Below are 14,750 nucleotides of genomic sequence, written 5' to 3'. Positions count from 1 at the left end.
AAAGGTATATCGTACAAATGTGCAGGGTAATTGTATCAGTGTATCGCTGTACTGCATTATTGTACATGCTACTTTCGGCATGTAGTTTTGATAATTATACCATGAGGGTTAATGATTAAGCATCCGTAAGTTGCAGGCACTTACTTTAAAGATATAATGCAGAATTTAGAACAGACTTTCAGATGGTTTGGCCCCAATGATGAGGTTACTTTAGCCGACATCAAACAAACGGGAGCAACAGGGATCGTAACCGCACTGCATCATATACCTTGTGGTGATGAGTGGACAATGGATGAAATTGAGAACCGGAAGCGTATGATTGAAGCATCTGGTTTAAATTGGTCTGTAGTTGAAAGCGTAAATGTGCATGAAAGTATAAAAGTGGGGGAGCCTGACAGAGACAAGTATATTGAGCGTTATAAAAACTCACTAAAAAACCTTGCTGCTCATGGACTAAGAGTAGTGTGCTATAATTTTATGCCGGTGCTTGACTGGACGCGCACTCATTTAGACTTCAGATTACCCAACAATGCCAGCGCCTTACGGTACGATTCGACAGCACTTACTGCGTTTGATTTATATATTTTAGAAAGGGCAGAGGCGTTCATTTACACATCCAAAGAACAACAGGCGTATGCAAGGAAGTATTTAGACGCATGTACTGCAAGTGACATACAGTTGCTCACCAATACCATTATGGCGGGTTTGCCAGGCACCGATGATGTTTTCACAGTTAGTGAATTCAAGCAGCACCTAAGGCGTTATGCAAATGTTGACAGCAAAAAGCTAAAAGAAAACCTAGCCTACTTTCTAAGGGCTATAATTCCAACTGCCGAAGAAGTAGGTATTAAAATGTGTATACATCCTGATGACCCTCCGTTTCCGATATTAGGTTTGCCACGGGTGGTTTGTACAGAGAGCGACCTGCTGGATGTTGTAAACTTTGCACCGTCGCCAAGTAACGGCATTACTTTTTGTACCGGATCATTGGGCGCAAACCCGCAAAATGATTTACCAGGCATGGTAGCAAGGCTAGGCAGCCACATTCATTTTTTACACCTGCGGAATGTGCAGCGCGAACCTGATGGTAGCTTTTATGAAGCTGAGCATTTAAGCGGCAGTACAGATATGGCTGCAGTAATGGAGAACGTTATTTTAGAGCAATTAAAACGTGTTGCAGCTGGCCGTACTGATATAGCAATACCCATGCGTCCAGATCACGGTCACAAGCTGCTTGATGATTACAATAGAAACACTTATCCGGGTTACAATATAATTGGACGCCTAAAAGGCCTTGCCGAACTGCGCGGGTTAGAGATGGGCATCAAAAGTATGCTGTAAAAAGATTAGTTTTAATGCTTAGGCTGGATTGAACCGCCTAAGCATTTGCTTTTATTTAACAACAGCCTGGTTGGCAAATTCTTTAGGCGTAAACCCAAATTCATCTTTGAAACAGCGCCTGAAATAATCTATATCTAAAAAGCCAACCATATACGCTACTTCATTTACGTTTAACTTGTTCTGCTCCAAAAGTTGCGCAGCACGTTTTAACCGCACACTCCTAATAAACTCTACAGCAGTTTGGTTTGTAAGCGCTTTAATTTTACGGTAAAGTGTAACTCTGCTCATACCAACCTCTTTGCCCAATTCCTCAACGCTTAAGGTTGGCTCGGCCATGTTGGCCTCAATATACTTCATTACACGTTCTAAAAATTTTTCGTCGGGTGAGGTGATGGCTGCATTAGTTGGCTGCAGCGTAATTTCCCGTCTATAACGTTCTCTTAGCTTCTGTCTGGAGTCTAACAAATTCCATACACGGGCTTCTAACATGGTGAGGTTAAAAGGCTTTGTGATATAGTCATCAGCGCCGGTTTCCAAACCCTCAATGTTAAATATGATAGGTGTACGCGCTGTTAATAATATAACTGGCACATGGCTTGTACGTGCATCAGCTTTTAATTTACTGCAAAGCGTAATGCCATTCATTTCGGGCATCATTACATCGCTTATAATGATATCCGGAACAAGTTCTAATGCTTTTTGCAGTCCCACAGCTCCGTTTTGAGCAGTATGAATCTCAAAATCGGGCTCAAAATGCGACGAGACAAATTCCTGAACTTCCAGGTTGTCTTCAACTATAAGCAGTATAAGCTTTTCCTTTCCTGCATTTTGTAAAACTTGCTGTTTGCGCTTCTGTATGGCCAATCTGGATGCAGATGAGATTTCACTTTCGCGATAGGCATCCAAGTCTTCACTGTTTTTATAATCAGCAATCACTTCATCTTCTGATAAATGCTCTTTCCCTACGGGAAGAATAATTCTGAACACCGTTTTTCCCTGTTGCTGCGGTGTTGCAACTGTGCTTTCTACGTGCATGGTGCCTTTATGCAGTTCTACCAAGCCTTTTGAAAATGCCAGGCCAATACCCGTTCCTTTAGTATTAATACCCTTGTCGTCAAAATGCGTAAACTGATCAAATATCTTGTCTATTTGGTGAGGTGGGATACCTATGCCATTATCTTCAATTTCGATGATTAGATTTGATGGTTGCGTATCAAGCTGTTTGATGTATACAATAACCTGTCCTCCTTCGTTAGTAAATTTCAGTGCGTTTGATAATAAATTGTAAATTACTTTTTCCAGCTTATCACGATCATACCATATCCTTATTCGCTGTTGTTCGGTCATTAACTTAATGCGAATGCGGCGGTGATGTGCATAAGATTCAAAGGCCATTAAAATTTCCTTCACAAAACGCACAATATTACCTTCTGCAGCCTGCAGCTTCATGTTTCCCGATTCAAATTTTCTAAAATCAAGCAATTGATCAATCAGCCGCACCAGCCTCTCTCCGTTACGTTGTATAAGCCGCAATTGGTTTTGAGTTTTATTATTTCCCTCATTTAAACCTATCAGCTTATCAATCGGTGCTAAAATTAAAGTAAGGGGTGTCTTTATTTCGTGCGATATGTTGGTGAAGAAGCTTAGTTTGCGCTGGGCAAGTTCCTGGTCCTTTTCATGACTCATGTGTTGAAACTTCAACTCATGTGTAAGCTTACTGGTTTTTACCAAATGATAGTATACCATGTAGAGTACCAAACCTAAAATGCATACATAGAGCAAATAAGCCCACCAAGTTTTCCACCAGGGAGGGAGTACCGTGATACGGACTGTTTTAACTTCATCCGTCCAAACGCCATCATTATTAGCTGCCCTGATTTGAAAAACATACTTTCCAGCATCCAGATTTGTGTAAGTGGCTGTTCGCTGATTATTTACATAATGCCATTCATCATCGTAAAAACCGCGTAAACGGTAAACGTATTGGTTCTTGTCGGGGTTTAGGTAATTTAAAGCAGCGAATTTAAATGTGATAAATGCCTGATCATGTGTCAGCGTAATATCCTCGGTTTCGTCTATTGGTTTGCTAAGTGGTGAATTTTCAGCACCCAAATTAGCCGGATTGTTTTTGATCAGAAAGTCGGTAATAACAACCTTTGGCTTAAACGTATTATAAATGATTTTATTAGGGTAAAAGGCAGTTAAGCCGTTTATACCACCAAAAAGCAGTTCTCCGTCTTCGCCGGTTTCTGCCGCGCCCGATGAAAACTGGTTGCTTTGCAAGCCGTCGTCAACCGTGTAGTTCATAATGCGCAGTGTGTTTTTACTAAATGGAGGCGTAAAGCTTTTGAATATTATTTTCGATAGTCCCTGGTTTGTGCTTAACCATAGGTTTCCATCAACATCTTGTTTTATAGCATGTATTACACCATTGTTCAGGCCTTCATTAGTGCTTATGGTATAAAAATGTTTCGAACTCCTGTCATAATAACTTACGCCGCCACCTTTGGTGCCTACCCAAAGCCGGTTTTTGGAATCAGCAAATAAAGACAGTATCGTATTATGCTGTAAGCTGTAAGGTTTACCATCATGATGTACAAACTGGGTGAACCGGTTGGTTTGAGTATCAAAGTAGCTCAAGCCATGTTCGGTACCTACCCACAACCCATCTTCCGAATCTTTAAGAAGGCAAAAGCCGGTATTGCCGCTTATGCTGTTATTGTTGTTAGCATTGTGAAGGTAGGTACTGAACTTACCTTCTCTGTCCATAAATTTTAAACCCCTGCCATCGGTGCCCATCCAAACGCCGTTTTTTGCTGCCAATACAGCAAAAACTTGTTTGTTCTCTGGTTTGCTGTCGTTTTCGGTTATGTCAAAATTGGTGATTAGTCCGCTTTGGGTGTCCATATAGCTTAATCCATCATAGGTGCCTATCCAAAGATTTCCTTTTTCATCTTTAGAAAGCGACTTGACGATGTTTTGCTGCTCACTGTTAATAACGAAAGCTTTTTGAATTCCTTTATTTCTGTCGATATAATTGAGCCCGCCGCCTTCGGTACCCACCCAAAGTGCGCCGTTATTGTTTATTATAGAACTTACTACCCGATGGCTTAACCCGGCCTTATTACTTGATTTTTCTCCTATGTATGAAAAATTATTTCCGCCGGATGAAAAGAAGTTAAGGCCTCCCGCATAGGTGCCCAACCAAATGTTACCTGCCCTGTCTCTAAAAATATTTCTTACCGAGTTGTGACTAATGGTTTTAGTATCATAAGGGTTATACTTATGGTTTGTAAACGTATTGGTTTGCATATTTAAAATGCTCAACCCATCGCGCGTACCAATCCACATTTCTGTGTCACTATAAGGTAAAAGCGACCTTATAATATTTGTTGGCAAACTTTTGTTATCGCTGTTGCTATGCAGGTAATGTGTTGTTTTATTGGTTAGTATGTTATAGCGGTATAAGCCGCCACCTTCTGTACCAAACCACAATTCGGCATTTTTACTTTGTTTAATAACCCTAATGTTGCTTTTGCTAAGGTCAATATTCTCTTGGAGGCCAGCTGGTAGTGGCATTGGCTTTTGGGTCGAAAGATCAATACGTTTTAGGTTTTTGCCAATGCTTACCCATAATGTTCTGTCGGCATCCTCAAAAATAGCCTGCACCCTTTTGCTGGTACCCGTACTTTGGTTGGAAGATTTTATAGTGTAATCGACTACCTTATTGGTTTTATAATCATATCGTTTTAAGCCACCAAAAGTGCCTATCCAAAGGTTCCCAAAGCTGTCATATAAAAAAGAGGTGATAAATTCGTTCGTGCCCGACTCGCTATTCGTGCCGGTACTTATTTTTCGGAAACTCTCTGTGTGTTTATCAAAGCAATTTAAACCATCTGAGGTGCCAACCCATAAATTACCCCTGGGGTCCTCTTGAAGGGCATTTATTTGACTATGACTTAAACTTTTCGGGTTGTTGTCCTCATGCTTATAAATACTGAATTCGTAACCATCGTACTTATTCAGTCCATCCTCGGTACCTATCCAAATAAATCCTGTTTTATCTTGCGTTACACAAAAGACAGTGTTTTGCGACAGGCCCTCGTTAATGGTAAGGTGTTTAAAATTCAGATGTTGTGCCCATGCCCGTTTGCCTACCGATGCCATTAGGAAAGGTAGCATAACCAACATCATTACACGTAGCAATGTAGTCTTGGTTTTCAAGATCAATGAAATTTATAAATGGTTATTTAAAGATACTAAAAAAATGTAGTGCCTGTAACATGTGCCGTTAACAGGTATGCCGCTTTTAATAGCAGTATACAAATGGAGCTCAATATAGATGGAGTTGTAAGTGGTTTAAAATCAAGTTTATATAAACTTTAGTGCTTGTGGTTCCTGCGCTATTATAAGACATGTATAGGCCGCAATGACACTTTTGACCTGTAGAATTGAACAATACATCAGGAGTACGGATGCCTGCAATTACAACTTTATTATGAATTACTGTAGATGATAAAACGTTCTCTACTGCAAAAGCAGACATAAAGGCAAATCCGGTAATTGTTCATGTTGAGCAGGTGGCCATACTTGTAGCTGTTATCCATACAAGCAGTGGGAGAGGGCTGGGCTATTTATCAACGACAGGCTCCCGGTCTCTTTTAAGAACGAGTAATTTATAGCCTTACTTACCCGGTTTAGGTAGTACTTGGTTTTTAGTGGCCCAAGCGTTCCACAGGCTATCTAATTCCTTAACCTTTTTGGGGTACCTTAAGGCTATATCGGATAATTCGGTTTTATCCTTGTCCATATTATATAACTCCCACGGCATGTCTGAGCTTAGCTTAACCAACTTCCATTTACCTGCTCTTACTGAGCGTCCGTTCACATGTTCGTTGAAAATAAAATCATGAGCTTTACCAGGCAAGTTTTTAAAAGCCGGCACTAGGCTAATGCCTTGCATGGGGGTTATGTGATGGCCTTTGTAAATAGAAGGATATTCTGCTTTTGATAACTCTACAACGGTGGGCATAAAGTCCATCACGTGCTCAACCTTATCGGTTATGCTTCCTTTTTTTAATTTCAGGCCCTTTGGCCAATATGCAATAAATGGTGTGCGTACCCCACCTTCATAAGATTCCCTTTTCCAGTATCGCAGAGGAGCGTTGGCTACATTGGCCCATTCCTGGCCTATAGAGGCGTAAACGGTTTGCGGTCCGGGCATTACGTCCTTGTTTTTTGGATAAATAATAAGTTGGCCACTACGCGTTTGGCCCGGTCTGTCAAAACCAGGCTCAAGCACTTGCGCAACTTCAGGACTGGCGCCATTATCACTTAAAAACATGATTAGCGTATTTTCCAATTGTCCGGTTTGACGCAGTGTTTTAATGATGCGCCCAATGCCCTGATCTATACGGTCAATCATGGCGGCATGTACCGCCATCACCCGCGCATCCCATTCTTTTGTGAGGTTGCTTTCCCAGCTTTTATTGCCATACAGAGGCGACAGGGGCTGCGTTGCCGGATCTATCAGCCCTTGTGCTATCATCTTTTGGTAGCGTGCTTTACGTATGGCCTCCCAGCCTGCCTTGTAAGTGTCTTTGTACTTGTCAATGTCGATAGGTAATGCTTGTACCGGCCAGTGCGGTGCATTGTGTGCTACGTATAAAAAGAAGGGTTTATTTTCCTTGCTAAACTGCCGAATGTAAGACGATGCCGTGTCGTTAATGGCATCAGTGTGATAATAGTTTTTAGAAAGCTTTTCAACAGGCTTAGTTCCGTTAACTAAACTAAACGGATCAAAGTGATCTATTACGCCCCATATGGTGCCATAAAACTTCTCAAACCCTCGGCTGGTGGGGTACTGCTCAATAGGAGAAAACAACGGGTAATTAACTTGATGGTTGAGCCACATCAATTGCTCTTTAGGATCGCTCTTTTCAACCGTGTTAGATACATGCCATTTACCTACCATCCCAGTGTGGTACCCTGCCTTTTTAAGTACCTCGGCAAGTGTAACCGTATTCTCTGTAAGATATCCGCGGTAAGCTGGCTGGTGCTGATCGCGCGTCATGCTGCCGATGCCTGCTTGCTGGTTATATAAACCAGTTAGTAAGGAAGCCCTGCTTGGACAACAACGCGATACGTTATAAAACTGAGAAAATCGTAAGCCATTAGCAGCTAGGTAGTCGAGGTTAGGTGTATTAATCTCGCCGCCAAAAGCACCGATATCTGAATATCCTAAGTCGTCAGCCAGTATAATAATAATATTAGGACGTTTATATTTTGACTTCCGTGGTTGAGCAAATCCAACAGCAGCTGCGGCAAACAAGATAATAAAGACTATTATGCAGTTTTTCATAGCGTCAGTCAAGTTGAATGTAAATATATAATTGCAAAGCTTTCATCTAACAGGCTGTATCGTGCAAAGTAGACAGTAATATGTTGCACGGCCACGGTCTCTGAACATCTATAAGACCGGGAAATCTGAACGATTTGACGGGTGCGCTACACAATTGCACCTATTATATTGCGATACCGATTATTAAAGATGAAAAACTTATACCTTCTGATTGTTGCTATCCTTTCAGGGGCTTTTGCATTTGCTCAGCAGGTGCCACGTCCTGAGTATCCCCGTCCGCAGTTCGTTCGCAGTGATTGGGTTAATCTTAATGGCACTTGGACTTACGTCTTCGATCAGGGAGACTCTGGCTTAGAGCGAGGCCTCACAGCAAGTAAAGGATTTCCCGGTAAAATCACCGTTCCGTTTTGTCCGGAAAGCAAATTATCAGGTGTAGGTTACACCGACTTTATCAATGCCATGTGGTATCATAAAAATATCAGTATACCGATAGGCTGGAAAGACAAAAAAATATTACTGCATTTTGGAGGGGTAGACTACCGCTGCGACGCCTATATTGACAGTCAGTTAGTGGCTACTCATTTTGGCGGCACATCTGCCTTTACGTTTGATATCACATCTTTTGTAAAAGCCGGCTCGTCGCACAATCTGGTGTTATATATAAAAGATGATACCCGCTCAGGCATACAACCGTTGGGCAAGCAAGCTTATAAATACAATTCGAGCGGGGCAAGATACACACGTACCACCGGTATTTGGCAAACGGTTTGGATGGAGGCGGCAGCGCCACTCGGACTGGAAAGTTGTAAGATTATACCCGACTTAGATCAAAGCAGGTTTACGGTTATGCCAGCTTTCTTTGCTTTTAGAGGACAAAGGTTAAGAGTTACCGTGAAAGACGGCGACAGGATAGCCGGTCAGCAAACTATACCCGCAAGTAACAGCGCTATGGCCGTCATCGAGCTGGAAAATATAAAACCGTGGAGCCCTGAGAATCCATTTTTGTATGACTTTATATTAGAAGTGCTGGACATGAATGGTGAGGTGATTGATAAGGTAACCTCTTATGCTGGAATGCGTAAAGTACATATTCAAGACGGTTGGGTTTATTTGAATAACCAGCCCCGATATTTACGCTTTGTACTGGACCAGGGCTTTTATCCGGACGGCATCTGGACTGCACCTACCGACGAGGCCATGAAGCATGATATTGAATTGAGTATGCAGGCCGGGTTTAATGGTGCCCGTTTGCATCAAAAAATATTTGAGGAACGTTTTCATTACTGGGCCGATAAAATGGGGTATTTAACCTGGGCAGAAGCAGCCGATTGGGGAGGCGACCGCACTAAGCAGCTTACCATGAAGAATATTACCGAAGAATGGATTGAGACTGTGCAACAGCGTATCAATCATCCATCCATTATTGGGTGGACACCGCTCAATGAACTTTGGATAACCGACGAAACAGAGTACCCTCGCTTTAACGAAAGTATTTATAATTTAACAAAAGCTTTAGATCAAACCAGGCCCATAATTACCGCTGCCGGTGGAGAAATTTACAAGGCAGATATTTGGAGTGTGCATGACTATAGCCAGGATGCAACAACGTTTGCACAGAAGCTGCAACTAAAGACCGGGAAGTTTGATTTTTCACAATACCACATATCGAAAAAGGCACGGTATGAGGGACAGCCGATAATGGTAAGTGAGTACGGGGGCATAAAATGGCTTAGTGATCAAAAATATGCAGGATCGTGGGGTTACGGAAAAGGCCCTAAATCGCTGGACGAATTTTATAGCCGGTTGGAGTTGCTGACCGGTACAATATTAAAATCTAAACATATAACTGGCTATTGCTTTACTCAGTTGACGGATGTTGAGCAAGAACAAAACGGTATTTATACCTACGATAGAAGGCCTAAATTTGACATGAAAAAAGTTCGTAAAGTATTTAGTGCTACACCAAGTAATAGATGACGATCTAATTGTCGGTCAAAAACCAGCCGTTGTTTATGAACTGGGCAACAAGAGCCAGTTATGGCATAAATGGGCACCTAATCGATTATAGTATAGCGCGCAAAGCGGAAAGTTCGGCATTACGGAACAATTCAAATATTTAAAATCTTTTTAAATATTTTAAAAAGATTTTAAATTTCTATATTTACAATTCGCAGAAAACACGATGCCAGCCAGCGAATTTGATTCAAAAAGCAAAAAAGTAGTTAGGTCGTTGTACCACGGTAAAAACTCGTGCGCAACTATAAGTGCCGAAGTAGGCTTAAGTATACCTAGCGTTCAGAAAATAATAAACGCACTTTTACAAAAAGGTTGGATTTCGGAAAGTGGCGTGGGAATCTCGAGCGGAGGACGAAAGCCTGCTACTTATGTTTTGAACGCCAATAGATTATATATTCTATGTGTAGCAATGGATCAGTTCACCACACGGGTTGGACTCACCGATTTACAAAACAATTTTGTAACACCGGTTCATGAATTTGAACTCAAATTGCACAATAATGTTAATGCCACGCAAGACCTGGTTAATGGAATTGCACTGTATTTAAAGTTGGCCAATATAGATAGCCATAAAATTATCGCAGCAGGTATAGCTATGCCCGGGTTTGTTAATGAGGCCGATGGTATTAACTATAGCTACTTGCCGGTAGATGATGGGCATAACTTGAAAGAGTACCTGTCTGAAAAGCTAAAAATGCCAGTCTTTATTTTCAATGATTCGAATGCCGTAGCTCAGGCCGAATTAAAATTTGGATTAGGCGCAGCCTTTCAGGAAATGATGGTAATTAACATAGGATGGGGTATAGGTTTAGGTATGATCATTAACGGCAAAATGTATAATGGCTACAGTGGCTTTGCTGGCGAATTTAGCCATATTCCCTTAGTTAAAAATGGTCAGTTATGTACTTGTGGTAAGCATGGTTGCTTAGAAACCGTTGCCTCATTAATCGCTGTTGAAGAACGAGCAATTAAAGAAATGCGAGAAGGGTTGTATACCACTAGTTTAACCGCACTTGGCAGGAAAATAACCGCACAGGATATTTTGGAAGAGGCCGGTAAAGGTGACCGTTTTTGCATCAAGCTTATAGCCGAGGCCGGCTATCACATAGGCGAGGGCCTGGCTATATTGCTTCACATAATGAACCCGCAAGTAATAGTACTAAGTGGTAAAGGTGCAGCAGTAGGTAAACTGTGGCTGGCACCCATACAACAAGCTATAAATGAGCATAGCATACCTCGTTTAGCGTCGTTCACCGAAATTGCTATATCCGAATTGGGCAATAACGCAGAACTGATTGGAGCCGCATCCTTTGTGATGGAAAACATACATAGCATAACAATAACAGAGTAATAATCACATTAACATCTTATATCCTATGGCACGATTAAATCTACTTGAAGAAACACGGTTTGAGAAGCTTCCGGTAAGCATTTATCCTAACGCACAAACAGCCAGCATAGTGGTGGCACAGCGTATAGCAAAATTAATACGTCATAAACAGGCAGAAGGCCGTAAGGCTGTTTTAGGACTAGCTACAGGTGTAACACCTATTGCAGTTTATAAAGAATTAGTACGCTTGCACTTGCAAGAAGGCTTAAGCTTTAAAAATGTAATTACATTTAACCTGGATGAATATTTTCCGATGCAAGCTGGTTCGGCACAAAGTTATGTAACCTTTATGCATGAAAACCTGTTCGACCACATCGATATTCCCGCCGAAAATGTTCACATTCCCGACGGAACACTGAGCCAGGATGAGGTAGCTGCATTTTGCCTTAACTACGAAAAGCAAATAGAGGATTTAGGCGGTTTGGATTTTCAATTGTTGGGTATTGGTCGTACCGGCCATATCGGCTTTAACGAACCCGGCTCGGCACCTAATTCAGGTACAAGGTTGGTTACCCTTGACGACTTAACCCGAAGCGATGCCTCGCGTGATTTTGGTGGAAAAGAAAATGTACCCACCAAAGCCATCACTATGGGTATAGGTACCATTTTTAAAGCCCGCGAAATCATACTAATGGCATGGAGTGCTAAAAAAGCACCGATTGTAAAAAAAGCTGTAGAGGGCGAAATCTCGGGCGACGTATCGGCTACTTATTTACAGCTTTCGGATCATGTAGAGTTTATATTAGATGAAGGTGCAGCATCAGAGCTAACCCGCTTTTACACGCCTTGGCTTGTTAAAGATTGTACTTGGGATGCTCAATTGAAAAAGAAGGCGGTTATTTGGCTGGCCAGCGAACTCAAGAAACCAGTGCTCAAATTAACCGAAGAAGATTATAATAATCATGGTATGGCACAACTTGCTGTAGAGCAGGGACCTGTCTACAATATAAATATTGATATATTCAACAAAATACAGCATACCATAACGGGCTGGCCGGGTGGCAAACCCAATGCCGATGATTCGCAGCGGCCCGAGCGTGCCGAACCGGCAAAGAAGCGTTCGCTGATATTCTCTCCGCACCCTGATGATGACGTCATATCAATGGGCGGTACCTTTATTCGTTTGGTAGACCAAGGGCATGATGTGCATGTTGCCTACCAAACATCGGGCAACACCGCCGTATGGGACGATGATGTACTACGCTATGTTGAATTTGCTATAGACTTTAACCAGAGCATAGGCAAAGACACTACAGAGTTGGAGGGCATTTACGACAACATGCGCGATTTTATTAAACAAAAACGCCCTAACCAGATAGACTCGCAGGAGATACGTAACGTAAAAGGCATTATACGCAAGGGAGAAGCAATTGCCGGCGCGCGTTACGCGGGCTTGCCTGATAGCAGTATTCACTTTATGGCCCTGCCTTTTTATGAAACCGGTAAAACCAAAAAAAATCCGGTGGGAGAAGAGGATATTCTGTTAACTATAGAATTGCTGCAAAAAGTAAAACCTCATCAGGTATTTGCTGCAGGTGATTTTGCCGATCCGCATGGTACACACATTGTATCATTTAATATAATACTGGCTGCCTTGCAACGCCTTAAAGCCACAGAAGAATGGGTTAAAGATTGCTGGTTATGGCTGTACAGAGGTGCATGGCACGAGTTCGAAACACATGAGATAGAAATGGCCGTACCGTTATCACCGCAGGAAGTGATCAGGAAACGTCAGGCTATATTTAAACATCAGTCACAAAAAGATACGCCGGTTTTCCCGGGTGATGATGCCCGTGAGTTTTGGGTAAGGGCCGAAGATCGTAATCGCGAAACGGCTAACCGTTATAACGAGCTTGGCCTTGCCGAGTACGAAGCCATGGAAGCGTTTGTTAGATATAAATTTTAACTGCACTAATTTGTAGCAGAAGAGCACAAAATAAAAGTTCTTTAAACCCTGGATACGGTAATTTATACGCCTACGAGGTAGATTATTTGGAAACTGTAATACGGTGGACGAGGGCAATCTACCCGGACTGTTATACATGCCCTATCCAGGGTTTTGCTATGAAATTTACATCCCTTAGTTCGGGCTTTTTGCAGCTTGTTTGAGTATATAGTAGTCAATGTAAAAGGTTCCGAAAGGAATCATGCAGGCAATAAGCACCTTCCAGGTAATTTGCCGGAATTTCCAATTTTGCTCCACCCCAACACTCAGTGTACTAATTACAAAATACAAAAACAATAAGCCGTGTACCGGTCCCAGCGTTTTAACTAATACGGGGTTGTTGCTGTAATATTTTAGTGGAACACCAATAAAAAGCAGCATTATGAGCGACGTTCCTTCCAAATAGCCAACCAGGCGTAAACGCCCAACAGATGTTTTTATCAAATTATTCATGTTTGTTAGATTGATTTCTTGATATCAAGGTTTTACTTTAATTAAACTGCATTCCTTCAACGTACTTAAAAGCTTCTTATATAAGGCCTGCTCGTAAGTGGTGAAAAAGGCCAGGGGATGGCAATGAAAATGACCGCAAGGCCTAAACTGAACCACTTAAACATAATCCTATACTTTTCTACCTCATTTTTGGACCGTTTAGCTCTGGCAGAACCAATCGTAATTAAAATTACAGCAACCAACATCATGGCAAGGTGGAAGTAACGAAAGAAGTATTGCTCGTTGATTAAATTATGGGGACTGTCTAGTAAGTGATATTTCACAACCGGGCTTTGTATATAAATTGACATGCCCAAAACCAGTTGGATATGGATAATTGTTGCTGTCCAATGACGGAGCTTATCGGCGGCTGCTGTAAACTTTTTCTTACTTATAAAGCCACTGTAAGAAACGTAAATGGAATAAATAAGGCTGCCTAAAACGAGCCAGCGCCACAACGAATGAAGAGAAATGAGGAATGGATACATAGATTAAAAAATTAACATACTAAATGGTATGTTTTTGGTGAAAAAAATTATATAAGTTGATTAAGAAATTTTTTGTGTTCACTCAGAAAAGCTTTGTAAGATGCTTGCCCCAGTAGTTTGCCGGTATTTCGTATACCTGTATAATTAGAAATAATAAAAGTTGCCAGATGCGAAGGATTGTGCTCGTCGCCAATCTGCTTTTTTTGTTGTGCATTTGTAAGCGTAGCTTCGATAGCACCGTGCCACTGCATCATGATACGTAACAGGGCTTTTTTAAACAGTGGATTAAGCGGTGCCATCTCTTCTATCATATTTACAGCAGGGCATCCATAATTTATATCGAAGAATGATTTTTCCAAAAGCAGGCTCTCCATCATATTATACAGATTAAGCCGAACATCTTCTGTTTGATTCAAGGTCGATTCCATATACGGAATCAAACCCGGATACATTATTTCGTTGATAATGGCCAGCCCCATATCTTCCTTATTTTTAAAATGGTAAAAAAAGGCGCCTTTAGTTACTTGAGTTTTCGCAATGATATCGTCAATGCTGGTAGACTGATACCCTTTACGGTAAATCAACTCAAACGCTTTTTGTAGTATGTTCGAACGTGTTAGCGCAGCTTTTGACATAAAATACTAACTGGCATGTTTTGCAAACAACGGCATTTCTAATTTGCCTAACAAATTGTTAATGTCATGATAAAGCAATTGT

9 protein-coding genes are annotated in these 14,750 nt (G+C 41.5%); 4 read left to right on the top strand and 5 right to left on the bottom strand.

Annotated elements, in window-relative coordinates:
* Positions 1–156: 156 nt before the first annotated feature.
* Complete coding sequence (gene uxuA, locus ABDD95_RS12175; RefSeq protein WP_345947601.1) at positions 157–1,341, top strand: mannonate dehydratase; 1,185 nt, start codon at positions 157–159, stop codon at positions 1,339–1,341.
* A 51-nt stretch (positions 1,342–1,392) separates the two neighbouring features.
* Here uxuA and ABDD95_RS12170 read toward each other — a convergent pair whose 3' ends face one another.
* Positions 1,393–5,565, bottom strand: a complete 4,173-nt coding sequence (locus ABDD95_RS12170; protein WP_345947600.1) for a two-component regulator propeller domain-containing protein — start codon at positions 5,563–5,565, stop codon at positions 1,393–1,395.
* A gap of 460 nt (positions 5,566–6,025) precedes the next feature.
* The gene (locus ABDD95_RS12165; RefSeq protein ID WP_345947599.1) at positions 6,026–7,702 is read right to left on the bottom strand and encodes an arylsulfatase; all 1,677 of its coding nucleotides are present in this window, start codon (positions 7,700–7,702) and stop codon (positions 6,026–6,028) included.
* A 189-nt stretch (positions 7,703–7,891) separates the two neighbouring features.
* Here ABDD95_RS12165 and ABDD95_RS12160 point away from each other — a divergent pair, with 189 nt between their 5' ends.
* The 3 genes from ABDD95_RS12160 to nagB all read left to right on the top strand — a co-directional run bounded on the left by ABDD95_RS12160 (position 7,892) and on the right by nagB (position 13,014).
* Positions 7,892–9,679 carry a sugar-binding domain-containing protein gene (locus ABDD95_RS12160; protein ID WP_345947598.1) on the top strand — a complete coding sequence of 596 codons (1,788 nt, stop codon included), beginning with the start codon at positions 7,892–7,894 and terminating at the stop codon, positions 9,677–9,679.
* Positions 9,680–9,884: 205 nt separating this feature from the next.
* Positions 9,885–11,069 (top strand): ROK family protein, encoded by a 1,185-nt coding sequence (locus ABDD95_RS12155; protein ID WP_345947597.1) that lies wholly within the window; start codon positions 9,885–9,887, stop codon positions 11,067–11,069.
* Positions 11,070–11,094: 25 nt separating this feature from the next.
* On the top strand, positions 11,095–13,014 hold the full coding sequence (gene nagB / locus ABDD95_RS12150) for a glucosamine-6-phosphate deaminase (RefSeq protein WP_345947596.1): 1,920 nt from the start codon (positions 11,095–11,097) through the stop codon (positions 13,012–13,014).
* Between the two features lie 174 nt (positions 13,015–13,188).
* Here the strand turns inward: nagB and ABDD95_RS12145 are convergent, their stop codons facing one another.
* The 3 genes from ABDD95_RS12145 to ABDD95_RS12135 form a co-directional block, all read right to left on the bottom strand.
* Positions 13,189–13,506: a DUF3817 domain-containing protein gene (locus tag ABDD95_RS12145; RefSeq protein WP_345947595.1), complete on the bottom strand. Its 318-nt coding sequence runs from the start codon at positions 13,504–13,506 to the stop codon at positions 13,189–13,191.
* Between the two features lie 65 nt (positions 13,507–13,571).
* Positions 13,572–14,033, bottom strand: a complete 462-nt coding sequence (locus tag ABDD95_RS12140; protein ID WP_345947594.1) for a hypothetical protein — start codon at positions 14,031–14,033, stop codon at positions 13,572–13,574.
* Positions 14,034–14,080: 47 nt separating this feature from the next.
* Positions 14,081–14,668, bottom strand: coding sequence for a TetR/AcrR family transcriptional regulator (locus ABDD95_RS12135; RefSeq protein ID WP_345947593.1), 588 nt, complete (start codon positions 14,666–14,668; stop codon positions 14,081–14,083).
* Between the last annotated feature and the right edge of the window lie 82 nt (positions 14,669–14,750).

The sequence above is a fragment of the Mucilaginibacter sp. PAMB04274 genome, from assembly GCF_039634385.2.
GTDB lineage: Bacteria > Bacteroidota > Bacteroidia > Sphingobacteriales > Sphingobacteriaceae > Mucilaginibacter.
The sequence above is the reverse complement of the archived record's forward strand: the minus strand, read 5'-3'. Positions and strand labels throughout refer to the sequence as shown.